24 protein-coding genes and 1 pseudogene are annotated in these 23,348 nt (G+C 37.7%); 14 read left to right on the plus strand and 11 right to left on the minus strand.

Annotated features, from left to right (window positions below; genetic code table 11):
• The first annotated feature begins 62 nt into the window (after positions 1-62).
• From ACQ86H_RS24975 to ACQ86H_RS24985, 3 genes are all read left to right on the plus strand, one after another.
• Positions 63-1,172 (plus strand): lactonase family protein, encoded by a 1,110-nt coding sequence (locus ACQ86H_RS24975; protein WP_431292851.1) that lies wholly within the window; start codon positions 63-65, stop codon positions 1,170-1,172.
• 18 nt (positions 1,173-1,190) lie between these two features.
• On the plus strand, positions 1,191-1,613 hold the full coding sequence (locus ACQ86H_RS24980) for a hypothetical protein (RefSeq protein ID WP_431292852.1): 423 nt from the start codon (positions 1,191-1,193) through the stop codon (positions 1,611-1,613).
• Positions 1,614-1,688: 75 nt separating this feature from the next.
• The gene (locus ACQ86H_RS24985) at positions 1,689-2,408 is read left to right on the plus strand and encodes a phytanoyl-CoA dioxygenase family protein (protein WP_431292853.1); all 720 of its coding nucleotides are present in this window, start codon (positions 1,689-1,691) and stop codon (positions 2,406-2,408) included.
• 122 nt (positions 2,409-2,530) lie between these two features.
• On the opposite strand, the gene ACQ86H_RS24990 is transcribed toward ACQ86H_RS24985, so the two are convergent.
• The 5 genes from ACQ86H_RS24990 to tilS (ACQ86H_RS25010) form a co-directional block, all read right to left on the minus strand.
• Positions 2,531-2,977: a KTSC domain-containing protein gene (locus tag ACQ86H_RS24990; protein WP_138819961.1), complete on the minus strand. Its 447-nt coding sequence runs from the start codon at positions 2,975-2,977 to the stop codon at positions 2,531-2,533.
• Positions 2,978-3,262: 285 nt separating this feature from the next.
• The gene (gene bshA, locus ACQ86H_RS24995; RefSeq protein WP_138819959.1) at positions 3,263-4,405 is read right to left on the minus strand and encodes an N-acetyl-alpha-D-glucosaminyl L-malate synthase BshA; all 1,143 of its coding nucleotides are present in this window, start codon (positions 4,403-4,405) and stop codon (positions 3,263-3,265) included.
• Positions 4,406-4,689: 284 nt separating this feature from the next.
• Positions 4,690-5,085 carry a hypothetical protein gene (locus ACQ86H_RS25000; RefSeq protein WP_431292854.1) on the minus strand — a complete coding sequence of 132 codons (396 nt, stop codon included), beginning with the start codon at positions 5,083-5,085 and terminating at the stop codon, positions 4,690-4,692.
• Positions 5,013-5,903 carry a tRNA lysidine(34) synthetase TilS gene (tilS, locus tag ACQ86H_RS25005; protein WP_431292855.1) on the minus strand — a complete coding sequence of 297 codons (891 nt, stop codon included), beginning with the start codon at positions 5,901-5,903 and terminating at the stop codon, positions 5,013-5,015. The genes ACQ86H_RS25000 and tilS (ACQ86H_RS25005) overlap by 73 nt, the downstream gene beginning before the upstream one ends.
• Positions 5,904-5,923: 20 nt before the next feature.
• The gene (gene tilS, locus ACQ86H_RS25010) at positions 5,924-6,301 is read right to left on the minus strand and encodes a tRNA lysidine(34) synthetase TilS (protein WP_431292856.1); all 378 of its coding nucleotides are present in this window, start codon (positions 6,299-6,301) and stop codon (positions 5,924-5,926) included.
• Positions 6,302-6,479: 178 nt separating this feature from the next.
• Between tilS (ACQ86H_RS25010) and ACQ86H_RS25015 the strand changes: the two genes are divergently transcribed.
• On the plus strand, positions 6,480-8,834 hold the full coding sequence (locus ACQ86H_RS25015) for an OstA-like protein (RefSeq protein ID WP_431292857.1): 2,355 nt from the start codon (positions 6,480-6,482) through the stop codon (positions 8,832-8,834).
• Between the two features lie 209 nt (positions 8,835-9,043).
• Here ACQ86H_RS25015 and ACQ86H_RS25020 read toward each other — a convergent pair whose 3' ends face one another.
• Positions 9,044-9,616 (minus strand): non-canonical purine NTP diphosphatase, encoded by a 573-nt coding sequence (locus tag ACQ86H_RS25020; protein ID WP_431292858.1) that lies wholly within the window; start codon positions 9,614-9,616, stop codon positions 9,044-9,046.
• A 72-nt stretch (positions 9,617-9,688) separates the two neighbouring features.
• The gene (locus tag ACQ86H_RS25025) at positions 9,689-10,342 is read right to left on the minus strand and encodes a hypothetical protein (protein ID WP_431292859.1); all 654 of its coding nucleotides are present in this window, start codon (positions 10,340-10,342) and stop codon (positions 9,689-9,691) included.
• A 104-nt stretch (positions 10,343-10,446) separates the two neighbouring features.
• Between ACQ86H_RS25025 and ACQ86H_RS25030 the strand changes: the two genes are divergently transcribed.
• The 6 genes from ACQ86H_RS25030 to ACQ86H_RS25055 all read left to right on the plus strand — a co-directional run bounded on the left by ACQ86H_RS25030 (position 10,447) and on the right by ACQ86H_RS25055 (position 15,209).
• Positions 10,447-11,034 (plus strand): hypothetical protein, encoded by a 588-nt coding sequence (locus tag ACQ86H_RS25030; RefSeq protein ID WP_246862700.1) that lies wholly within the window; start codon positions 10,447-10,449, stop codon positions 11,032-11,034.
• 53 nt (positions 11,035-11,087) lie between these two features.
• Positions 11,088-12,446 carry a peptidylprolyl isomerase gene (locus ACQ86H_RS25035; protein ID WP_138819945.1) on the plus strand — a complete coding sequence of 453 codons (1,359 nt, stop codon included), beginning with the start codon at positions 11,088-11,090 and terminating at the stop codon, positions 12,444-12,446.
• 5 nt (positions 12,447-12,451) lie between these two features.
• Positions 12,452-13,414, plus strand: a complete 963-nt coding sequence (locus ACQ86H_RS25040; protein WP_138819943.1) for an AAA family ATPase — start codon at positions 12,452-12,454, stop codon at positions 13,412-13,414.
• 212 nt (positions 13,415-13,626) lie between these two features.
• Positions 13,627-14,112, plus strand: coding sequence for a DinB family protein (locus tag ACQ86H_RS25045; protein WP_431292860.1), 486 nt, complete (start codon positions 13,627-13,629; stop codon positions 14,110-14,112).
• 258 nt (positions 14,113-14,370) lie between these two features.
• The gene (locus tag ACQ86H_RS25050; RefSeq protein ID WP_431292861.1) at positions 14,371-14,853 is read left to right on the plus strand and encodes a tetratricopeptide repeat protein; all 483 of its coding nucleotides are present in this window, start codon (positions 14,371-14,373) and stop codon (positions 14,851-14,853) included.
• A 164-nt stretch (positions 14,854-15,017) separates the two neighbouring features.
• Positions 15,018-15,209: a hypothetical protein gene (locus ACQ86H_RS25055; protein WP_431292862.1), complete on the plus strand. Its 192-nt coding sequence runs from the start codon at positions 15,018-15,020 to the stop codon at positions 15,207-15,209.
• Positions 15,210-15,344: 135 nt separating this feature from the next.
• On the opposite strand, the gene ACQ86H_RS25060 is transcribed toward ACQ86H_RS25055, so the two are convergent.
• From ACQ86H_RS25060 to cysS, 4 genes and pseudogenes are all read right to left on the minus strand, one after another.
• On the minus strand, positions 15,345-16,232 hold the full coding sequence (locus tag ACQ86H_RS25060; RefSeq protein WP_431292863.1) for a glycerophosphodiester phosphodiesterase family protein: 888 nt from the start codon (positions 16,230-16,232) through the stop codon (positions 15,345-15,347).
• 196 nt (positions 16,233-16,428) lie between these two features.
• Positions 16,429-17,286, minus strand: coding sequence for a DUF4440 domain-containing protein (locus ACQ86H_RS25065; RefSeq protein WP_138819939.1), 858 nt, complete (start codon positions 17,284-17,286; stop codon positions 16,429-16,431).
• Between the two features lie 337 nt (positions 17,287-17,623).
• Positions 17,624-17,827, minus strand: a pseudogene (locus ACQ86H_RS25070) (endonuclease domain-containing protein).
• Between the two features lie 316 nt (positions 17,828-18,143).
• Positions 18,144-19,604, minus strand: a complete 1,461-nt coding sequence (gene cysS, locus ACQ86H_RS25075) for a cysteine--tRNA ligase (protein ID WP_431292864.1) — start codon at positions 19,602-19,604, stop codon at positions 18,144-18,146.
• Between the two features lie 377 nt (positions 19,605-19,981).
• Between cysS and ACQ86H_RS25080 the strand changes: the two genes are divergently transcribed.
• From ACQ86H_RS25080 to ACQ86H_RS25095, 4 genes are all read left to right on the plus strand, one after another.
• Positions 19,982-20,413 carry a GNAT family N-acetyltransferase gene (locus tag ACQ86H_RS25080; RefSeq protein WP_431292865.1) on the plus strand — a complete coding sequence of 144 codons (432 nt, stop codon included), beginning with the start codon at positions 19,982-19,984 and terminating at the stop codon, positions 20,411-20,413.
• A 194-nt stretch (positions 20,414-20,607) separates the two neighbouring features.
• On the plus strand, positions 20,608-21,501 hold the full coding sequence (gene lipA / locus ACQ86H_RS25085; RefSeq protein ID WP_025144173.1) for a lipoyl synthase: 894 nt from the start codon (positions 20,608-20,610) through the stop codon (positions 21,499-21,501).
• A 114-nt stretch (positions 21,502-21,615) separates the two neighbouring features.
• Positions 21,616-22,167 (plus strand): RNA polymerase sigma factor, encoded by a 552-nt coding sequence (locus ACQ86H_RS25090; protein ID WP_138819933.1) that lies wholly within the window; start codon positions 21,616-21,618, stop codon positions 22,165-22,167.
• A gap of 2 nt (positions 22,168-22,169) precedes the next feature.
• Positions 22,170-23,027 carry an anti-sigma factor gene (locus ACQ86H_RS25095; protein WP_138819931.1) on the plus strand — a complete coding sequence of 286 codons (858 nt, stop codon included), beginning with the start codon at positions 22,170-22,172 and terminating at the stop codon, positions 23,025-23,027.
• The last annotated feature ends 321 nt before the right edge of the window (positions 23,028-23,348 follow it).

Raw genomic sequence — 23,348 nt, forward strand, 5'->3', positions numbered from 1 at the left:
GTGTTTTATATGCCTCCGTGACCAACTTTCTTTATATTTGTTAAAATCAATATCATCGTTTCATGAAAAAACTTAGTCCATTGCTGATACTTTCTATATTATCGACCCTTAGTTTCGCTCAAAAAACCAACTATAATCTCATTGTCGGCACCTATACTGCACCAGGAAAGAGTGAAGGGATTTATACTTACAACTTTAATGCCTTAACAGCAGCTACAAGCATAAAAAGTATTGCAAAAAACACCGCTAATCCAAGTTACATAACCATTTCACCTGATAACAAATTTGTTTATGCCGTTAACGAAACCGGAGCTACCAGTACAGTAAGCGCATTTAAATATGATGCCAAAACAGGCGATTTAACTTTTTTAAACAAAGTTGACAGTCATGGTGCCGATCCCTGCTTTATTACAGTTGATGCTAAAAACGTAATTGTAGCCAATTATAGCGGTGGCAGTTTAGCGGTATTTTCACGAAAAGTTGATGGATCTTTAACAGAAGCCTTACAGATAATTAAACATACCGGAAAAAGCATCGATCCTAAAGGCAGACAGGAAAGCGCTCATGTGCACATGACAAAATTTACACCAGACCATAAATACTTAATTGTTAACGACCTGGGCGAAGATCAAACTTATATTTACAATTATAATCCAACCTCGAAAGAAAAAATATTAACGGTAAAATCGGTGCTTAAAACCAATGCAGGCACTGGCCCAAGACACATTACTTTTAGTCCGAATGGAAAATTTGCTTATTTAGCACACGAATTTAACGGCGGTATAACTGTTTTTGCTTATGCAGATGGAAGTTTGACCAAAATTCAGGAGATCGGCACAACCCCAAAAGATTTTACCGGCAAGGTTGACGGGGCAGACATCCACGTTTCTGACGATGGAAAATTCCTATACGAAACCAACCGTGGTGATGCCAATAGCATTTCTGCATTCTCTATCTTACCTAACGGAAAATTGAAATTTATTGAAACGGTAAGTACCCTGGGAAAAGGACCAAGAAATTTTACGATTGATCCAAGCGGAAAATTCTTATTGATCGGACATCAGTATACCAATGACATTGTTATTTTTAACCGCAACAAAATAACGGGTAAATTAACCGATAGTGGTAAAAGAATCGATGTTGGTGCTCCGGTTTGTTTAGTTTTTAATTAATCTGCCAAAATTTAGCCAGTGGAAAACTTCGATTGGACCAAATTCACCATCAGGATCGCCGTTAAAGCAAAACTTGAAGACATCTACAATTCCTGGACAAAGGCCAGCGAAATTGAAAAATGGTTTTTAAGTGATGCATTATTTACTGACGAGAATAAAGTTCTGCTCAATAAAACGCAGAATGCACTTAAAGGCGATCGGTATAAATGGATCTGGTACCTGTATGATGATATCGAAAACGGAACGGTAACCGAGGCAAATGGCACAGATTATTTTCAGTTTACTTTTGCAGGAGATTGCCTGGTTGAAATCAAACTCCATGAAAAATTTGAATATACCATTGTAGAATTGACTCAAAAAACATTCCTGCAGACGACAATTCAAAGCGAAATATTCGGTTGGGTTGCCACAATGGCTGGAGTTTTTACCTCATTAATCTAAAATCGGTTTATGAAGGGGGATTAGACTTAAGAAATAAAGATAACCGCTTTAAACCCATGTTGAATAATTGAGGTAATGGATGTAACGGTTAAAGAAAGAGAAATTCAGGAATCAGGATTTTCCGTGATTGATAGCGTATTTACCGATCAGGAAATTGAAGATATTTTGTTGGCTATTAGCAGGGCAGATACTACAAAAGAGTCCTTTAGGAAATCAGACGATCTTTTTGCGATACGCAGATTTTTAAAAGAAGTTCCGGATGCTATAGACCTAATTTTCAATAAAAAACTAAAATCCATCAAACGGGAAATTTTTGGGAGAGATTATTTCCTTGTTAAATCAATCTATTTCGACAAACCCGAAACTTCGAATTGGTTTGTTTCCTATCATCAGGATTTGACTATTTCTGTTGACCAGAAAATAGAAATTCCAGGATTTGAACCCTACACCAGGAAACATGATCAGTTCGCCGTACAGCCACCGTTAAATATCCTTGAAAGTAACTTTACCATCCGCATCCACCTTGATGATACCAATGAAGAGAATGGCGCGCTAAAAGTAATTCCGAATTCGCACAGTAAAGGCATTTACCGTCCAGAAACAATCGACTGGAGCATCGAAAAAGAAGTTAGCTGTAATGTATCGCGGGGAGGCATCATGATCATGAAACCATTGCTTCTGCACAGTTCAAGCAGAACCACAAACAATCAAAAAAGAAGGGTAATCCATTTAGAATTTAGCAATCAACTACTACCAAAAGAATTGCAATGGTCTGAATACCTTGATTTTGAATAATTAACAAATTTGATTCAGGATCTTAATACCTTGATAGATAAACAAGTTCAGCATCAAAGATCGTAAAACAAAAATGGCCCCGATTTTCATTGGGACCACTTAAATATTATAAATATCGTTTATTATACTGGTTCTGCAACCCTGGCCACATTACGATACGGGAATTCATTAAAAATATGTCTACGGGCAAAACGACCAGGAGAATCGGCGTTAACCAATTTCACGTAAATTGCTTTTGGCACATCGAAATATTCGTAAGCACTTCCATCAAAAAACTGGATATTTAAAACCTGTTGTTTGTATTCAAAATCCTGAATATTCGATAATGTTGTAGTTTGCGTGTACGTTTCGATATTCTGTTCGCGAGTTTCTGGCGCAATACTTACCAGAAAATGATAAGCTTCGATAATTTCTTTACTTCTGGCTTCTGCATCTAATTTCTCTTCTTCCTGCTGAAATTTATCAGGGTGACAATCTTTCATCAATGTACGGTACACAGATTTAAGCTCTTTTAATTCAGCATTTTTATCTACACTCAAAAGCTTTCTGTAATCAACTATTTTCTTCATTTGGGATAACCTCTTTTTATTTTTGTCGAAATGATTTAGGTTTTTTTACCTTCCAAACCGTTTCAAGCTGCAAAGATACAATTTATAATCATTTGATTTTGAGAAAGTTTAATTTGTTTAATATTGCTGACACTAATCATCAACCAGGGAATTCTCTATAAAATACTTAAATTTTTTAACCACAGATGCATACAGATAAACAAGGATTTATCATTTCTATGCATCCTTTTTATCTTCCGAAACTGGGACTGGTCGTGGTTAAAAGATAACGTAAGACTTATATTGTTAATATTTAGCTTGCAAAGAGTTTTCGATTACTTCCTTATAATAGCTAACATAAATTGGCAGGATCTTTTTCAGGTCAAAATCCTGTGCTCTTTTAAACGCATTTTCTTTAAAACGGTTAAGCGTTTCATCATCTTTTAAAATTTCAATGGCATGGGCGGCCATCGATTCTACATCACCGACATTGCTCATGTAACCACAGAAGCCGTCAATATTAAGTTCGGGTAAACCGCCAGCATTTGTGGTAATTGCCGGTACTTTACAAGCCATTGCTTCTAATGCGGCCAAACCAAAACTTTCAGATTCTGAAGGCATCAAGAAAAGATCTGAGACCGATAGAATTTCTTCTACGGCATCTTGCTTGCCTAAAAACCTTACATTTTCACAAATATTCAACGATCTGCAAAGCTGCTCATTGTAAGCACGTTCAGGTCCATCCCCTACCATTAATAGTTTTGATGGAATAACTGTTTGTACTTTTTCGAAAATCCTGATCACATCAGCCGTACGTTTCACTTTTCTGAAATTACTGGTATGGATTAAAATGCGTTCATTATTTGGTGCAATCGCTTTTTTAAAGTGTCCTTTTGCCTGTAAACTGAATCGCGAAAAATCTATAAAATTTGGTATTACCTTAATTTCTTTTGTAATCTCGAAATGGTTATAGGTATCTTCTTTCAAATCTTCTGACACCGTAGTTACACCATCGCTTTGGTTGATAGAAAAAGTAACAACAGGTTTATAGGTTGGATCTTTACCCACTAAAGTAATATCGGTACCGTGCAAAGTGGTTACTACCGGAATATGAAGGCCATAACTCGCCAAAATCTGCTTTGCCATAAAGGCTGCTGATGCATGGGGAATGGCATAATGAACGTGTAACACATCCAATTGTTCAAATCGAACAACATCTACCAGTTTGCTGGCCAGCGCGGATTCGTATGGAGCATAATCGAAAAGCGGATAATCCCTTACTGATACCTCGTGATAAAACAGATTGGAAGAAAAGAAATCGAGCCTCGCGGGCTGACTATAAGTAATAAAGTGCACCTGGTGTCCCTCGTTAGCAAGTGCTTTACCAAGTTCTGTTGCAACTACTCCACTACCGCCAAAAGTGGGGTAGCAAACAATTCCTATCTTCATCGTAAATGTATTGTTGTTACCGCAAATGTAGCCGATTTTAATCTATAATGCGTGTCGGTTTATTGCAATAATGTAATAACATGCGATTATTAATTTCCCTTCGCAATGCGACTTCATCAGATAGCTACCAGGCCAGGGCTAAAACCAGAAACAGTAATCGAAAATGGAGTAGATGGAGAATGAAAAATTAAATTATTTAAGGCCGCGCATTTCTTCTTTTAAAACAAGGAATAGTTCATTTGGCCTCTGGGTACCAATAAAATATTCTAAGCCATCCCTATCGGTTAAAACCACTGCATCCTTACCTGATGAATAAAAACGAATCGTACCTTTTGTATGCAGGTTGTAAACCGGATTATTAAAAAATAACGGCTGTAAGTAGCTTTACGTACATCAACAATGCTATTTAGGTCAATCTTAACCCTCTTGGTTGTCCAAAGGCCATCCAGGATCATGCTACCATTATCTACCACAATTTTATACTGAATAAGGAAAAGCAAAAGCATTGAAACACCTATGATTCCGAAGCCTACTACAAGGAAAAGATCTTGGGTATTGTCACGATCGCGCTCGTAAACATAGGCGGCAAAACAGAAAGCAGCCATAATTAACCTGATAAAAATGCGCACATAATCACGGCCGATGTATTGTTTTTCGATGTAGGCGTATTTGCTTTCCACTTATTTAATTTTGAGTTCGAATATAGCAACTTTTTTGTTGCTGAAGTTAATTTATATCGGTTGTCCTGACGCATACCTGCAATCCAAACAATTTCACCGTTCCCGTTAACCAGAATCGGGGTAACACTTTTTAAATGTAGCGGAACCTTCTCGTCGATAAAATAATCACTAACTTTTTTAAGATTACGCATACCCAGTGGAATAAATTTATCTCCATTTTGCCAATTTCTCAATACTAACGGAAAAATTAATTTATCAGCATTAACAAAAGCTTTGTTCAAATTCACTTCGAATTTCACCTCTTCAGTAAACGTCAATAAAACTTCATCATTGGCAAAAGCAATGCTTTCTGTTGTTGGATGGATAAATTGGTTAGCGGTAACCGTTGTGTTCTTTTCAACAATAACCAGGTCGTTTCTGTCGATAATCGCCTGATGTGTAGTGCTAAAAAAATGCGTACCACTCAGAGCCTTTAAGCTGTCTAGAATTTCCTGTATTACATTTTCATCAAAATTAAAAGGTTTAAGCAACTCGTAAAGCAATAGTTTTTGGGGGTTTAATTTAGAAATTTCATCCAGGGAAATATAAATGCCATCATTTCTTTTATTTAGAATTTCAACAGCAAGTTTCTGAACCTGAATATTTAACAAAGTCTCTAATTCCGCAAAGCGCGCAATATTTTCGGAAAATGTTTTTTCGAGATTAGGGTTGATTTCCTGCAAATGCGGTACTACCTGTAATCTGATTTTATTCCTGACATATTTTGTACTTGCATTCGAACTATCCTCTACAAAATCTAAGTTATTAACCCTTACCAACTCATCAATTTGCTGCTGGTTTAAAAAAGCAAGGGTCTGATCAGTAAATCACGTTTAGGTAAGATACCGTGCAATCCACTTATGCCTGTGCCACGGGTAAGGTTGATGAGTACGGTTTCTACCGCATCGTTCTGGTGTTGTGCCAATGCGATGTAATCGTATCCTTCTGTACGCCTAATTTCTTCAAACCAGTTATAACGCAGATCGCGTGCGGCCATCTGGGTAGAAACTTTATTTTCGGCCGCATATTTTTTGGTATCAAAATGCGTTACATAAAAAGGTAATCCAAAATTTTTGGCCAATAATGCAACAAAACTTTCATCGCGTTGTGCTTCATTAGCCCGTAAATTAAAATTACAATGAGCCACACCAACATCAACGCCTATTGCTTTAAACAAATGCAGCATTAATACCGAATCCTTCCCCCACTTACAGCCAAAAGAATACGATTACCCTGATCAAATAATTTTTGCTGTTCAATAAAATCCTGAAATTGGCTTAGGGGTAACATCCTTCAAAAATATTTAATTTTAACTGGTATTCCGAACGTTCGGAACAAAAAACTAACTTTGTAGTGTGCAAAAACTATTTGTCTTTTTACTCTTTCTAATCAGTCCAGTATTTTTATTCGGCCAGCAACCTGCTTCGAAGATTAAAATCGTTTCGTTTTCTAAAATAACCGGGGATGTTAAAAATAAGGTCAGCTATTTACGGAATCCGGTTTTCCAACAAGACAATGCGACCTTAACTTGCGATAGCGCTATTTTTTATAGCGAAAGAAACTATTTCGAGGCTTACAGAAGCGTTCATATCCATCAAGAAAATACAGATATCTATTCCGATCAGCTTGAATACGATGGAAATAAAAAGCAGGCGCATTTAACCGGAAATGTAGTAATGAGGGATCTAACCTCAACTCTAACCACTAATATTTTAGATTACAATACCCTCACCAAAATAGGAACCTATACCAGTGGCGGCAAAATTGTAAACAAAGAAGTAACGTTAACGAGTAAAAACGGCTATTATTTTAGTGAAAGAAACGTAGCCTACTTTAAATACGATGTGGTAGTCGTTACGCCTCAATCGGTCATAAAATCGGATACGATGAGCTATAATACCCAGGATAAATGGACCTACTTTTATGGCCCAACCAACATCAAGGGAAAAGACGATAATCTTTACACCGAAAATGGTCAGTATAATACGATGACTGAGGATGCTTTTTTCGGAAAGAAAAATCTATATACACAGGGTACCAGATCGTTAAAAGGAGATAGTTTGTACTATTATGGTAAGAAAGGTGTTGGTAAAGCGGTTAAAAACATTGTTTTCTCTGATACGAAAGATAAGATGAAAATGTTCGGTGATTTAGGCTATTACTACAAACTGGATCAACGCACATTGGTAACACGAAATGCCTACCTGGGAATAGGCACTGAAGATTCGATCATGGTGAAGAATAAAAAAAGGCCTGATAGTTTATGGATGGGTGCAGATACACTGGAAACGCAAATGGTACTGCAAAAAACCTTAAAGTTAATCCCTAAAATTTCAATCAAAGCCGATAATCAGGTTGGCGAAGACGATGAAGATACCGGCGAAAAGAAAGGAAAAGGTGAGCCAAAATTTAAACCAGAAGCTGAATCAACCCAAAAAGAAGACAAAAATAAACGTAATGCCAGAAATAGCAAGGCTGACAAAAAGAAGAAGAACAAAGGCGATGCCGAAGCAGAGGACCTGCTTAACCTGAAGGATAAAAACGTCGATAGTTTAAAATCGAAAGTAGACTCACTTAGCAAAGGACTTCCCAAGCTTAATCCAGATAGTTTGCAAAAAAGTAACCTTTTAAAGGGAAAAGCCGATTCTATTATCAAAAACCTGCCTAAACTCAAAACAGATAGTCTTGAAAAACTAGTAAACAAAACTAATTCGATTACAAAGAATGTATCGAAAACCAAAATCGATAGTTTGCAAAAAAAGATTACCGGCAAAGCTTCTCCAATTATGAAGGAAATTTCAAAAACGAAAGTCGATAGCCTTCAAAATAAGATAACAAAATCTGGCGCCAAAGATAGCTTAGCAAAAGTTCTGGGAAATTTAAAAGCCGGAGCATTAAAAACAGATACGACCAAACTTAACCCAGCCGATACTATTCAAACGCGTATTATTAAGGCCTACCATGGCGTTAAGATTTTTAAAACGAACATACAGGCCAAAACCGATAGTCTGTTCTACACCAGTGCCGATTCTACTTTACGTTGCTACAGCAACCCGATCATCTGGTCGGAAGGTTCTCAGCAGGTTGGCGACACCATATTTGTACAGTTCAAGAATAAGAAACTCAATAATTTACAGGCATTTAGAAATGCATTTTTAGTAAATACGCCAAAAGATTCGTTAAGGTTTAACCAAATAAAAGGTAGGTTGATGACGGGTTTCTTTTCCAACGGAAAATTCAAAAACCTGTATGTAGATGGTAATGCGGAGAGCATTTATTATACCCAGGACGATAGCACAAAAGTTTATAAAGAAATGAACCAAACCCTAAGCAGCAGGATAAAGTTCATCTTTAAGGATAAGGAAAATGCCATTGAGGAAATTGTTTATATCAAGGGGATAGAAGGGGCTTTGAATCCCGAAAATACGATTGCAAAGGATCATGTATTAAAAGGGTTTTCATGGAAACCCACAGAACGTCCGAAATCAAAGAAAGATGCGATAGGCTCATCAGGAAAACCCAAGCCCAAAGCAAAGGCCAAAACGGTTGTGGGTAAAACTGCAGCAGGTGCGAAAGCGGCAAGCCCGGCAGGTAAACCATCAATAACGACACCTGTTGTTAAACCAAAAAGCACTTTGGGAAAAGACAGCTTAAATGTAGATAAGAAATCGCTTCAGGTTAAACCGGCCGACAACCAATTTTGGCATTAAACCTATCCTACCAAAAAAGGACTCAGTTCAGATAAAAAAAGATTCTGTTCAGGTAAAAAAGGTGGTTGATAAAATGTAATAAGTGTGATCGTCATTTCGACTGGAGCGCAGCGGAATGGAGAAATCTTTTGATAAAAAGTTCAAAGATTTCTCCACTACGGTCGAAATGACGACCCATCATATTTTAATATTCAGTAAAGTCTATAGTTCTATCCCCTCAAAAAATCCAGCATCTTTTTTAGTGCGAGAGCCCTGTGGCTGATTTTATTCTTTTCTGCCATATCCATCTCAGCAAAGGTAATATCGTAACCATCCGGCTGAAAAACAGGATCATAACCGAAACCCTTCGAACCTGATACTGCTGTTCTGATTGTACCCGCTATTGTACCTTCAAAAATATGATTTTTACCATCCTGCATTAAGGAGATCACCGTTTTAAACCTTGCTTTTCTATTGGAATTCCCCTCAAGCCTGGCCAAAACCATTTGAATATTTTCTAAGCTATCGCGGCTGCCAGAATATCGGGCAGAGTAAACGCCAGGTTCGTTATTTAAAGCTTCAACCTCCAAACCGCTATCGTCGGCAAAACAATCCAAATTAAAATGTTCAACCACATAACTGCTTTTTAAAGTTGCATTGCCTTCAAAAGTATCAGCAGTTTCAGGAATATCAACCAAACAACCAATATCTTCCAGATTTAACACTTCATATTTATCTTCAAGTGCAGCGCGTATTTCTTCAGTTTTATGTTGGTTATTGGTAGCAAATACAAGTTTTTTCATTTTAGGAAAAGGTAAATGGTGTAGGGTGTAGGGTGTAGGGTTTGAAAGATTAACCGTGTCTTTGTTACCGACTTATTTAATTTTCTGCAGATGCCCCCAAAGTGTCTTTTTAGCGGTTAAATCACTATCAAGATGATGGAGGTTTGGAGCAAAGATAATTCTGGTGGTTTCGTGGACGATGATTTCATTCTGCCAGGTAAGGTTCAGCCGCAATTCGGCAAACTCTACTCCGAAAGACAACATAATGGCAGGTTTAAAAAACCGTTTTAATTCTACGAAATCTGTTCCCTTATAATTCGAATAATTTAGAATGGCAAAATCGGGCGTACCTAAATCTACAGCTTTAACAATTTTCCGCAACAGTTCTCTGCCTTGTTCGGTACTTACATCATGTTCACAATCATTGACTAAAATGAGTACTGATTTTTTATTTCCACCTAAAAATTTAAACGTTTTTTCAGGCACTGGTTCGGCCACAATATGCGGAATTTCAGGGCCTTGCGGATAAACTTTAGGGGGATTTGTAGGATTAATCCCAGGAATTTGCGTCGTTTCTGGCTTTAAAACAGCTTCTTCTGCCGCCTTAACAGAAACCGTTTCGACAGCCAAAACTGGCTCAGGGTCACGTAAAGGCAGAATTTCTATGCTTTCATCCTTTACCAAAAAAACTTCTTCAGTAAAAAATAAACGTAAAGCATTCGCATTGTTGGTAACCTGGTTTTCCATTTGTATTTTTGTCGGATAATAATTTCTGTTAAAATTAGTTAAATATCTTATAATAGCGTCGCTAATTGTTACTTTTATCCCTTAAAATTTATAGAGTGTTCTGCGTGAAGAAAGCTTACTGCCTATTTGTTTTTAGCTTTATTTATAGCATTTCGTTTGCACAAAACGTGGCTGTGGTAAATGGTAAATCAATAAGTGCTAAAGAATTTATGTGGGCATACAAAAAAAGCCATAATGGAAACGTTAGTGCTGCGTATGATACTTTACAGGCTTATTTAAACTTGTATATAAATTTTAAGCTTAAGGTTTTAGATGCCCGCGAAATGGGATTGGATAAAAACGCTGGTTACCAGGAAGAAGTTAAAACTTATGAGGATGCATTGGCTACACATAAAAAAGCTGGAGTCAGTAGCAAAGATCATGATTTCTTGTTGAATGAATACCGCGAAGGTGTTTTAATGTTTAATGTTTCGGAACAAAAAATATGGAACAGGGCACAGGAAGACGAGCAGGCGATAAATGAATTTTACATCAAAAACCAACAAAATTATAATAAACCTATAAACGAAGTTAGAGGAGAGGTAATTGCTGATTACCAACTTAGTTTAGAAGAAAAATGGCTAAAAAGCCTGAAACAAAAATATCAGATCAAAATTAATGAAAACGAGTTGAAAAAGCTTGCCAAATTATAACCGACCTGATCTTTTTACCATAAGTATTAAATTTGCAAAATATAATAAATAGAATGAAGAAAGTTTTTTTAGTAGCAACCGCTTTAATTTGCCTGTTTTTAAACAGTTTCGCTCAAAAGCACACGGTAGATAAAGTTGCTGCTGTTGTAGGAAATAATATTATCCTACTGTCAGATTTAAACCAACAATACACTCAATATCTTTATCAGGGAAACCAACCGAACAATGATATTAAATGTAAGATATTACAACAAACCTTAACCCAAAAGTTACTTAAACAACAGGCTGAGATCGATTCGGTAATGGTTGAGGATGGTGCGGTTGATGATGAAGTAAATAAGCGTATGCGTTACAGCATGCAACGTGCAGGTGGGCAAGAGCGTTTGGAGCAATTCCTGAACAAATCGGTTTTACAGTACAAGGATGAAATCAGACCATCAGTAAAAGATGAATTGATTGCACAGAAAATGCAGCAAAAAATTACCGAAAACATTAACGTTACGCCAATGGAGGTTGAAAAATATTTCAAATCTTTAGGCGATAGTATTCCAGAATTTAATACCGAGGTTGAGGTTGGTGAAGTAATTTTAAATCCACAGTTAACCAGAGCGGAAAAACAGAAATTCCGCGATAAAATTGAAGCCCTTCGATTAAGGGTTAAAAGTGGCGAAGATATGGGCGTTTTAGCTAAAACCTATTCTGAAGATCCAGGTTCTGCTTCAGATGGGGGTGATTATGGTTTTATCGACAGGAATACCATGGTTAAAGAATTTACAGCCTGGGCGTTTAAATTAAAAGCCGGAGAAATTTCGCCAGTATTCGAAACAGATTACGGTTTCCACTTTTTACAGGTTTTAGAGCGTAGAGGTGAGCAGGTACACGTTAGACATATTTTAATTACACCTAAAACCACACCAGAAAGTTTAACACGCTTAAAATTACATGCAGATAGTATTTACAATAACATTATCGGTAAAAAATTAAGTTTCGCTGCTGCGGCAAACCTTTATTCAGACAATAAAGAGAGTAAATACAATGGCGGTATGATGCTTAATGCTGAAAATGTTCAGGCCAGAAGTACTTTTATTCCTGTTGATAAATTAGATCCATCGGTATTTTTGGTAATCGATACTATGAAAATTGGTGGCATTTCCAAACCTGATTTATTTACTGCAGCTGATGGAAAACAAGGGTACCGTATTTTGTATTTAAAATCTAAAATTCCACCACACAAAGCAAACTTAGCTCAAGATTTCCCAAAAATCAGAGATGCCGCACAAAGTGATAAAATTAATCGTACTTTAAGCGAATGGTTTGAAAAACGTCGCGAGAGCACCTACATTAAAATCGACGATGAATTTAATACCTGTGATGAATTAAAAATCTGGACTAAAACCACAGCCGCAAAATAATACCAATGCAGTATAAGAACGAAGTAGAAGCTGTTGATGCACTTCATCAATCTTTCAACAATATAAAAGCCGAAATAAGCAAAGTAGTAGTTGGACAAGATGACATCATCAAATCTGTTTTAATCGCCATTTTTAGCAACGGACACTGTTTGTTGGTTGGCGTACCAGGCTTGGCTAAAACTTTACTTGTACAAACCGTTGCTTCCGTTTTAGACCTCGATTTTAACCGGATTCAGTTTACACCCGATCTAATGCCAAGCGATATTATTGGCGCAGAGATTTTAGGAGAAGACAGGCACTTTAAATTTATAAAAGGGCCTGTTTTTTCCAATATTATCCTTGCTGATGAGATTAACCGTACACCACCGAAAACCCAGGCAGCTTTGTTAGAAGCCATGCAGGAGAAATCGGTTACCGCAGCTGGACAGACCCATATTCTACCAAAACCATTTTTCGTTTTGGCCACACAAAACCCTATTGAACAAGAAGGAACTTATCCCCTGCCTGAAGCCCAATTAGATCGTTTCATGTTCAACATTCAATTAAATTATCCTGCCTTTGCAGATGAGTTGAACATCGTAAAAAACACCACCAGTAATAAAACCACCCAACTGCAGAAAGTTATCCATGCAGATGATATACAATATTTCCAGAAACTGATCCGCGATATTCCCATTACCGATAACGTTTTGGAATATGCTGTTAAGCTGGCTGCTAAAACCCGTCCAAACAGTGAGTTTGCTACCGATGCCGTTAATAAATACATTAGCTGGGGTGCAGGTCCGCGTGCTTCACAGTTTTTAGTATTAGGCGCAAAATGCCATGCCGCAGTAACCGGAAAATATTCTCCTGATATTGAAGATGTGAAAGCTGTAGCAGAGCCTATTTTACGTCACCGTATTGTGCGTAACTATCGTGCGGAAGCTGAAGGTTTATCAATCGAGAAAATTATTAAAGATTTATTGTAAAACTTTAGTCGTGGCGTTAACCGCCCTGATTTTAATATTGGGATCAGCGCATACTTTGCAGGAAAGATGTTAAGCTAAATTTCTCAAAACAGATTTGGATAGAAAAGTCGTCATCTCGTTACCCGCTGCTTTGCTCTCCGCTCCAAATGACGGGAATTAAAGGGAGTTATTTACTAAATCAACTCACTGCAAACAATTATATTTGTTTAACGATGGAAGCCAATAACCTTACCGGTGCAATTGCTGCACTAATGGATGAATATAAAAAAGCAGTTGATGAGCTGATTGAAGTAATTGAACTAATCAGCCAACAGCAACTACTGAAAACCATTGAGCCAGAAAGTTCAAATACAGATTGTATTTCCATCCAAACTATTTTAACGCATGTAACTGCCTCAATGTTCAGTTATGCCGTTTATATCGAAAACTCCATCGGATTAGAAACTACCAGGCCGGAACGATTGCAATTTGATCAGGTGGCAGCCTATATTTCAAGGCTCCGGGAAGCGCTCAAATATAACGAGGACTTTTTCGCCAGAAATCCCGACATCACCATGGAAGAGTTCGATCAATCAAAAAAGATCAACACAAGGTGGGGGCAACAATACGATGTAGAACAGATGCTAGAGCATGCCATTGTTCATATTTTAAGGCATAGGAGGCAGATTAAAAATGCACTTATCAGGATGAAGAGCTGATCAATCGAAAAAATAATTTGCAATTCACTGAAAATAAATATCTTTGCATCAAATTTACAGAAATGCTACGTCAACTACATATCCAACAGTTAAGCTTTAGCCCGTCTTGTGGCATAAAGGGCTTGGGTATTGACTTAAATTTCCTTCCCAACCCTTAGCTCGGTTTTACTGTTCAACACAATAAAATCCAAATTTAAAAATCATTTATTATCCATTTGTTAAGCAAAATACCGCTTAACAAAATTAATTATATCCGTTATGGACATTTATACCACTGTAGAAGAAAAATATCTACAGGCTATTGAAGAATTGCACTGGGGCGAGCTGCCTAAAGCACTTCAATATTTTAATGAACTTATTGCCTTTGATCCTGATTACGCCAGGGGTTATTTTCAATTGGGAGATATTTATCATGAACGTTTTAAGGATTACAAAACCGCTGGTTATTATTACAAACGCTGCACCGAACTCGACGCCGATTTTCCTGAGGTTTACGAGCCTTACTTAAAGCTGGTGATTACGCTAAAAATGCATAAGCTGGTTAAACAGATTGCCGATAAAGCTTTAAGCGTTGCAGGTGTTTGCGAAGCCCACATTTATGAAAGTTTAGGTTTGCATGCAGAACAACAGCAAAATTTTACAGAGGCAGCCAACTATTTAAAAAAGCAGAACTGTTTAATGCCGTTCAGGATGAACATGGTGCTTTACTTGAGCATCAGAACCGCATCAAAAGCAAAATGAACAGCACCAAAAAAATGGTTTACGATTTACAGGGATAAAAGGCCAGGCCTTTTATCCCTTATGCTTTTACATACAAATCGCCATTTTATCTTTTTATTTTAATTTTGTTATTATCTTTACCACACAATTACAAAGCATAAATTCTTAAATCAAAAATATTCGATATGTCAGCTCACGATTCACACGCGCCAGTTCAGCAAACTAAAGGCATTTGGGCATTACCATTAACGGCTTGGATTATTGTTTTAATCCTGCTAGTGGCTTTCACAAGACCAATTTTCCACCATGATGAAGAAACTTCTTCACATGAGAAAACTGAAGCACACCACACGGAAGCTCCTGAATCGCACCACTAGGCATTAGTAAAGATCAAAAAAAGCGCTAAAATCTGCGCTTTTTTTGTTTGATCTATCCCGCCCTCTCTATTGGTTGGTGTCACACCAATCAGCTTAGTTACTATTTATTCTGTCAGTGAGATACCAAATGTTAGGTTAGTTATTCAACTGTCTCATAATATTAGGGTAATCGGTAAGCACACCATCGACACCTAAATCCATAAAATATTTAAGCTCCTTTACCGTATTTACAGTCCAGGGAATAATTTTGATGCCCATCGCATGACAGCGGTCTACCAGACCTTTACCAACCAGAACGGAATAGGGACTATAAATAGTCGGTTTAAATCCTAATTTATCAATATAATCTTCAAAGGGTTCTTTTTCATCAATCAATAATGAAGTTTGTATTTTAGGGTATTTCTCATGCAGATATTGAAGCGTTCTCATATCAAACGATTCGATAATGACTCTTTTGCTTAATTTCCTGGCATTGATTACCTCCATAATAAGGTCTACAAACTCTGCAGGCTCAGGGTGGAATTCGTTATCGCCGTTTTTAATCGTTTTTGTTTCAATACTGTACATCGGTTTAGCCAGTTTGTGTTCTTTCACATAAGCCTCTGCAGCATCTATGGTTGCAGAGAGCAGGGGTTTGTAAGCCTTAAATTTCATCTGTCCCGGAAAACGGTTGTGCACCTTACTGCCTACATCGAACTTTTTAACCTGCTCATAGTCCATTTTGTAGATATTGAAATTCTTCTGGTCTTTTAAGGTGATGGCTTTCCCATTGGGCTGAAGCGAAATTTCGTTGTTAAAATAAGGCTCCTGCGAAAGTACCACCTGTTTATCTTTCGAAATCACGGCGTCCATTTCTAAAGTGGTAACGCCTAAATCTAATGCTTTTAGCATACCTTCGATGGTGTTTTCGGGCATAATGCCACGTGCGCCGGCTTTGCCCTGTAAATCGAACCTTTTCTTTTGTGCCGAAACGTTAAAACAAAATAAAACGAGAACGGAGAATAGAAGTAAATTTTTATGCATGATCTTTAAACGTAAAATGCGCCATTTTATTAGTGAGTTGACAACTTTAATAACCAACATAAATGGAAGTTGTAAACGCTCAAAATAGGGTATAATATTAAGCTAAATCTGATCCTAACTACAGGTGAAGGTAAAATGCTAAAATGAAAAAAGGGCCTCTTTTTATAGATAGCCCTTCTTTAATTCACATTTGTATTTATCTTTCTGCAGGTACAAAAGCCTGTACAATTAAGTTCCAGCTGGCATCGGCTGCTTTTTCGTAAACGAAAACGTAGTTAAAACTTTCACGTAAATCGGCTTTGTAATCAATAGTAGCAACACCATAGGTATAAGCCAAATCACTACCGATTGCTTTATCTACCCCTGTTGTTTTCAGGTTAATTTTGCTGATCATTCCATTATAAAAAGCAATAATTTTTCCTTTTCCATCAATGGCTTCGTTACCTGGGAAAAGTAAACGTGCATCGTTGGTTAAAAAGCCGCCAAATGCTGCAATTCCATGTGTTTTTAACAAAGTATTTAATGTTTTTTCGGTAGTTAAGATAATATCCTTCCCAGCCTTAATTTCTTTTTCATTTAAGAACTTTGGAGCAAAATGATCTTTAGGTTCAATAAACTGTGGGCTAGATTTAGCTAAAGGTTTATTGCTTTCCGTTCCTAAATCAACAACTAATTTCCATCTGCCGTTTTCCGGCTTCCAGATCGATAAGTATTGACCGTATTTCTTTTCTGAAGTTCCGATTTCATACGGCCCGGTAGTGAAACCTAAATCGCCACTACGCGATACCTTTGCCAAATTTGGCGTCCATGATATCTCTTTTTCAGCATTTGCCTTACCCGCATAAAAAGTTTTAGCGTTAACAGGATTGGGCCTGAATACTAAAGTACCTGTGGTTGAATAGTCTATGTAGGCTTCTTTATCTCCATTTTTGGCAATTGACTTAGCAAAATCCTTTTCAGCATTTATTAAAGATTTGGTTGTTCCGTCGCTTTTTTGAGCAAAAGCACTTAAGGCTAAAAGTGAAGCTATTGCAGTTGAAAATAATTGTTTCATTATTAATTAAGATAATATGTTTAGCGAATATAAAATTTTCTTTAATGCACGACCTTAAAAGTAATTAACAATTACACATTAAATTCCTTATTTTCTCTTTAAATGGCTCCTAAAGCACTTCCCGATTGGTTGCTATATTTCTAATGTCATTCCGATGAGCTCTGGCAAAAAGTTTACGATTGTAGTGGTAATTGTCCATGCTAATATTCTATTTTTTAATTCCGACGATTTTGCATGCGCTGGTTTTGTATTTCCCCGTTCCCTAAGAATGGGACAGATTTTCCCGAGATAGCTCGTCCCCCTTGGAAAGGGGCAAGGGGATGGATGCATTGACTTCTTATTTAGTACGAGGATGCTCCTTCTCCCACACTCCAATATAATGTTTAATCGTCCTATCTACATTTTCAATATCTTGCATTACTTCATCATCAGTAAACCGTAGGATATTAAAGCCCAACATCCTAAAAACCTTTTCTCGTATCTGATCCTTTTGAAATTGACCTTCTCATTCATGCGAAAGTCCATCAACCTCGATGACCAACTTTAAATCCTTTGAGAAAAAATCGGCTATATAATTCGCAATCGGCCGCTATCTTAAAAAAGGATATCCCAACAGTTTCTTATTCCTCAACAATTCGCACCACATTCTTATCTCCGCTTTGGTACTATCATTTCGATGAGCTCTGGCAAAAGTTTTTAGTTTAGGGTTATAGTTGTTCATAAGCTTATTCCATCTATGTTTAATCCTCCTGCCCCCTTCAAAGGGGACAGACTCCTTGATGAATTCAAAATGCCCAGAATGTATTTTTTCGCGATTAATCCATCGCCCTTGAGGAGATGATCATTCTCAGAACTAACTAGGCCTTACTCCAGGTTGTACCCTCTTTGCCATCTTTAAGCTGGATACCCAATTCCTGTAAGCCTATGCGGATCCGGTCAGATGTTGCATAATCTTTATTCGCTTTTGCTTCAGTCCGTAAGTTAATCACCATCTCTAAAACGCCATTTAAGTCATTTCCACCAGCATCCTCATCTTTCAAACCTAAAATACCGAATACGAAATCATTAATCAATTGCTTTAACTTTTCTAAAGCATCGGCAGAAATTTTTCCTTTACCATCGTAAACGGTATTGATAATACGAACGGCTTCAAATAACTCGGCAACCAAAATCGGACTGTTAAAGTCGTCATTCATCGCATTAATGCATTTTTCTTTCAATGCATCAATATCGAAATCATTCTGTTCAGAAACCGATAATTTATCCAGCAGACCAATTGCTGACATTAAACGGCGGAATCCTTTTTCCGAAGCATCCAAGGCATCGTTAGAGAAATCCAAAGTACTGCGGTAATGCGCCTGCAACATAAAAAACTTTACCGTCATTGGGTTATAACCTTTTTTCAGTAGAGGGTGGTCACCAGTAAACAATTCTAAAGGAAGGAAACCATTACCTGCAGATTTAGACATGCGTGTGCCATTTACGGTAAGCATATTGGTATGCATCCAATAGCGCGCAGGCTGTTTATGGCTGCAAGCTTCCGATTGTGCAATTTCATTGGTATGGTGCGTAGCCGCTAAATCCATTCCACCCCCATGGATATCAAACTCTGCACCCAAATATTTGGCGCTCATGGCCGAACATTCAATATGCCATCCTGGAAAGCCAATGCCCCATGGCGATTGCCATTGCATTAAAGTTTCCGGTTTTGCTTTTATCCAGAGCGCAAAATCTAACCTTCCGCGTTTCTCATCCTGTCCACCCAGTTCGCGGGTATTGTTCAGCATGTCTTCGAGGTTGCGGTTGGTTAAAATCGTATAATTGTATTCCTTACTATATTTTTCTACATCAAAATATACATTGCCATCCACTTCGTAACCATAACCATTGGCAATAATTACCTTAATCATTTCAATCTGTTCGATAATATGACCTGTAGCAGTAGGTTCGATACTTGGCGGCTGTGTATTGAACATGCGCAATACATCATGGAAACCCAAAGTATATTTCTGTACAATTTCCATTGGCTCAAGTTGTTCCAATTTCGCACGCTTTGCAAACTTATCATCACCCTCATCCCTATCGCCTTCCAAATGGCCTGCATCGGTAATGTTACGCACATAACGCACCTTATAACCAGCATATTTAAGATACCTGAAAATTAAATCGAAAGAAATAAAAGTGCGACAATTGCCCAAATGAACATCGCTGTAAACAGTAGGACCGCAAACATACATCCCAACATTGGGTGCATTTAAGGGTTGAAAAAGTTCTTTTTTGCGTGAAAGCGTATTATAAAGCTGTAAGCCAGTATCCATACTGCAAATGTAAGATTTAGTTAGAAAGTTAAAACGTTTAAAATTGGATTGTTAAGCTTATGATTTTTAGCTAACATTTATCTACCGGGCAGAATGATTAACTTATATTGTTTCCATTGCTAGATTGTTGTATTGCTAGATTGTTATTTGGAAAGGTGCTGTAGTGCTTATCGGCCCGAAGGGGCTCAGGCTGCCGCTTCAATAGGGTTTAGGTGGCAAGGCCTGGTGCATTTTGAATCGTAGTTGGCCTTAGCGCCGGCCCGTCGACTTCGTAAGTTGGCCAGCACTAGACATCCGTGCCGTCAGCTGTTACCATCTGACGGTTGAATCGAATTTAAACTTTAACTTTAGTTTTACTTCTTAAATCATTAGTATAAATGGTCAAAATCAGAGCAATAACCGAAAAAGATGCAGAAAGTGTGGCAGGGCTGTCCACACAATTGGGTTACGAGAATAACATCGAACAAACACTGTTTAGGATCAGACAGATTAACAACAGTAACGGGAATTGTGCTTATGTTGCTATTTTCGAAAATAAGGTGGTTGGCTGGATCCACGGTTTTTATACCTTAAGAATTGAGTCAGATTCTTTTGTCGAAATTGGAGGATTGGTTGTCGATGCTGCTTACCGCAACCTAAAAATCGGAAAACAGTTAATTGAACGCATAAAACTTTGGGCAGAACAGCATCAAGTAAAAAAATTAAAGGTGAGGTGCAACACCAAACGAACGGAAAGTCATCAATTTTACGAACGGATTGGTTTTAAAGAGAATAAACAGCAAATTGCTTTTGAAATTGATTTAGATTAAATTTTTAGTGTCAGATAGAAATATCTGACACCACAGGCCCTTGCTAAACTTGCGAAGTCTAGCTCCGCCTCTGCACAGCCAGACTTCGCAAGTTGGCCCCACAGTTAAACAATTCACCAGTTAACCCAACTTTATTACAACCCTCAAACATTTAGGCATTGTAACATTTCAATCCTATTCATTAACTTTGTACCATGATTGATTTACCGGTAGTACCTGCTGTGACTGAAGTAAAGCGTAAACCAGATTGGTTACGTGTAAAATTACCCGTTGGTAAAGAATATGCACAAGTTCGCAGTTTAGTAGACACGCATAAGCTCCATACCATCTGCGAAAGTGGAAACTGCCCTAATATGGGCGAATGCTGGGGTGCAGGTACGGCAACTTTCATGATTTTAGGAAACATCTGTACCCGCAGTTGCTCTTTCTGTGCGGTTGCTACAGGCAGACCACTCGCTGTTGATGTTGACGAACCAAACCGTATTGCCGATTCGGTAAGGTTAATGGGCGTTAAACATTGCGTAATTACTTCTGTAGATCGTGATGATTTAAAAGATGGCGGTTCAATCATCTGGGCCGAAACCTTACAGGCCATCCGCAGAGAAAGCCCGATTACTACCTTAGAAACTTTAATCCCTGATTTTAAAGGTCAGTGGGATAATTTATACCGCGTTTTAGAAGAACGCCCTGAAGTGGTTTCACACAATATGGAAACCGTTAAGCGCTTAACGAGGCAGGTGCGCATCCAGGCTAAGTACGATAGAAGTTTAGAAGCTTTAAAAAGAATTTCGGAATTTGGCTTAAGAACAAAAACAGGTATTATGCTTGGTTTGGGCGAAACTGAAGAAGATATTTTCGAAGCCATGGACGATTTAGTGGCCAATGGCGTTCACATACTAACCTTAGGTCAATATTTACAACCAACCCGTAATCACCATCCTGTGGTTGATTGGATCCATCCTGATACCTTTGCAATGTACAAAGAAGCAGGTTTGGCAAAAGGCCTAAAATATGTAGAAAGCGGTCCTCTGGTACGTTCATCTTATCACGCCGAAAAACACCTTTTTCCAATTGAAGGAATAGCATAATTCTTTTTTAAGGAATAGATTAGCAATGTTTTAAAAATCGCACTCTTAAGCGGAATGCATTTTTAAAACATTTTTTTGCTTTTAGTGTTGTGTATTGTATCTTAGTGACCAATAGTGACTGCATTAAAAAAATTAACTCTAACCGAGCCTGAACTTGTTCAAGCACTGCAATCGAAAGATCCGGCGGTACTAAAAACACTGTACAGCATGTATTCGTCAGCGCTTTACGGCGTTATTTCACGCATTATTACCCACACAGAGCTTGCAGAAGATGTATTACAAGAAACTTTCGTAAAAATCTGGCAGTCTGCAGCACACTATGATCATACAAAAGGACGTTTGTTTACGTGGATGATGAATATTGCCCGCAATTTATCGATCGATAAACTCCGTTCTAAAGATTTTAAGAATTCACTCAAAAACCAAGATATAGAAAATAACGTAAGTTTCGTTGATGAACAAAACAAGGTTACGTTTAACCCGGATGTTCTTGGTGTTAAGCAACTTGTAGAAAACCTTAAACCGGATTTACAAGCAGTTCTTGATTTAGTTTATTACAAGGGTTTCACACATGTGGAAGCCGCAGAAAAGTTAGATCTGCCATTAGGTACGGTGAAAACCCGGATCCGGTTGGCTATTATTGAATTGAGAAGGAATTTTAATTGAGCGTGGAAAATTTAAAAGCATATATCGAATCTGGAGTACTTGAGCTGTACGTTTTAGGTGATTTATCACCTGAAGAAACGTTGCAGGTGGAGGAAATGGCATCTCAAAACCCTGAGGTAAGAGATGAAATAGCGGCCATCGAGCAAGCTATGGAACAATATGCTATGCAAAATGCTGTAGAACCATCTGCAGATGTAGAAACAAGATTATTCGAAAAGTTGGGGTTAAGTGAGATTGAAGAGAATGTGAATGTTCAACCCGAACCAATTTATGCTGAAGAACCAAGAATTATACGTTTGGATGGAAGTGATGCTAAAGTGAGAACTTTACGTTACGCCTTAGTTGCTTGTATAGCTTTATTGGTAGTAAGTACGGTAGCATTGTTTATTACGTATAATAAGTTAAATGCTGCACACGACCAAATTGCCAGCTTAAACCTGGATAAACAGAAATTTGCTGGCGTAGTGAGCAAGCTCGAGTTCGAAAACCAGGGCTTAGATAATATGGCTGAAATGGCCGATAGTAAAGAATGGGCAACCATCCGTATGGCAGGGCAGGCATTTAGTCCAGCTTCTAAAATGAAGGTTTACTGGAATAAAAAAGATAAAAGTGTGCTGATTAACTATGTGGCAATGGATTTACCCAAAACCGATGCCGAACATCAATATCAGTTATGGGCCTTGGTAAATGGCAAACCGGTAAGCCTGGGTGTTTTTGGGAAAACAGATTCAACCAATAATGAGGCACTGTTAAAGATGCAAACCATTCAGGAAGCACAGGCGTTTGCCGTAACCTTAGAACCTAAAGGCGGAAGTGTTAATCCAACCATGGACAAATTAACCGTAATGGGTGGTGTTTAATTAGACATTATTTAATCAACATAATAAATCCCGACATTGGTAAAATGCCGGGATTTTCTGTTTTTTAACTAAAGAATCGTCATTTCGAGTGAAGTGAAACGAAGTCGAGAATCACGTAGTGCTCAGCGAAGCTAAATCTGTCTAAATAGATCTCTCCATTCCGCTGCGCTTCAGTCGAGATGACGATTAAGATTTAACGCCTTAGTTGTGTATCCACTAGCAAAGGAATATCATATTTTAAGATTTAGTTGCATATTTCATTTCTTCACAAGAATATACCGATCCCCTATTAGGTCTGTTAAATTATGAGGAAAACTGTTT

The organism is Pedobacter sp. P26, assembly GCF_050632135.1.
In the GTDB taxonomy this organism is placed as follows: Bacteria; Bacteroidota; Bacteroidia; order Sphingobacteriales; family Sphingobacteriaceae; genus Pedobacter.

Coding starts and splice junctions, on each gene's coding strand:
- ACQ86H_RS24975 (WP_431292851.1), top strand. CDS start 63: ATGAAAAAACTTAGTCCATTGCTGATACTTTCTATATTATCGACCCTT.
- ACQ86H_RS24985 (WP_431292853.1), top strand. CDS start 1,689: ATGGATGTAACGGTTAAAGAAAGAGAAATTCAGGAATCAGGATTTTCC.
- ACQ86H_RS24990 (WP_138819961.1), bottom strand. CDS start 2,977: ATGAAGAAAATAGTTGATTACAGAAAGCTTTTGAGTGTAGATAAAAAT.
- bshA (WP_138819959.1), bottom strand. CDS start 4,405: ATGAAGATAGGAATTGTTTGCTACCCCACTTTTGGCGGTAGTGGAGTA.
- ACQ86H_RS25020 (WP_431292858.1), bottom strand. CDS start 9,616: ATGAAAAAACTTGTATTTGCTACCAATAACCAACATAAAACTGAAGAA.
- ACQ86H_RS25025 (WP_431292859.1), bottom strand. CDS start 10,342: ATGGAAAACCAGGTTACCAACAATGCGAATGCTTTACGTTTATTTTTT.
- ACQ86H_RS25035 (WP_138819945.1), top strand. CDS start 11,088: ATGAAGAAAGTTTTTTTAGTAGCAACCGCTTTAATTTGCCTGTTTTTA.
- ACQ86H_RS25040 (WP_138819943.1), top strand. CDS start 12,452: ATGCAGTATAAGAACGAAGTAGAAGCTGTTGATGCACTTCATCAATCT.
- ACQ86H_RS25045 (WP_431292860.1), top strand. CDS start 13,627: ATGGAAGCCAATAACCTTACCGGTGCAATTGCTGCACTAATGGATGAA.
- ACQ86H_RS25050 (WP_431292861.1), top strand. CDS start 14,371: ATGGACATTTATACCACTGTAGAAGAAAAATATCTACAGGCTATTGAA.
- ACQ86H_RS25055 (WP_431292862.1), top strand. CDS start 15,018: ATGTCAGCTCACGATTCACACGCGCCAGTTCAGCAAACTAAAGGCATT.
- ACQ86H_RS25060 (WP_431292863.1), bottom strand. CDS start 16,232: ATGCATAAAAATTTACTTCTATTCTCCGTTCTCGTTTTATTTTGTTTT.
- ACQ86H_RS25065 (WP_138819939.1), bottom strand. CDS start 17,286: ATGAAACAATTATTTTCAACTGCAATAGCTTCACTTTTAGCCTTAAGT.
- cysS (WP_431292864.1), bottom strand. CDS start 19,604: ATGGATACTGGCTTACAGCTTTATAATACGCTTTCACGCAAAAAAGAA.
- ACQ86H_RS25080 (WP_431292865.1), top strand. CDS start 19,982: ATGGTCAAAATCAGAGCAATAACCGAAAAAGATGCAGAAAGTGTGGCA.
- lipA (WP_025144173.1), top strand. CDS start 20,608: ATGATTGATTTACCGGTAGTACCTGCTGTGACTGAAGTAAAGCGTAAA.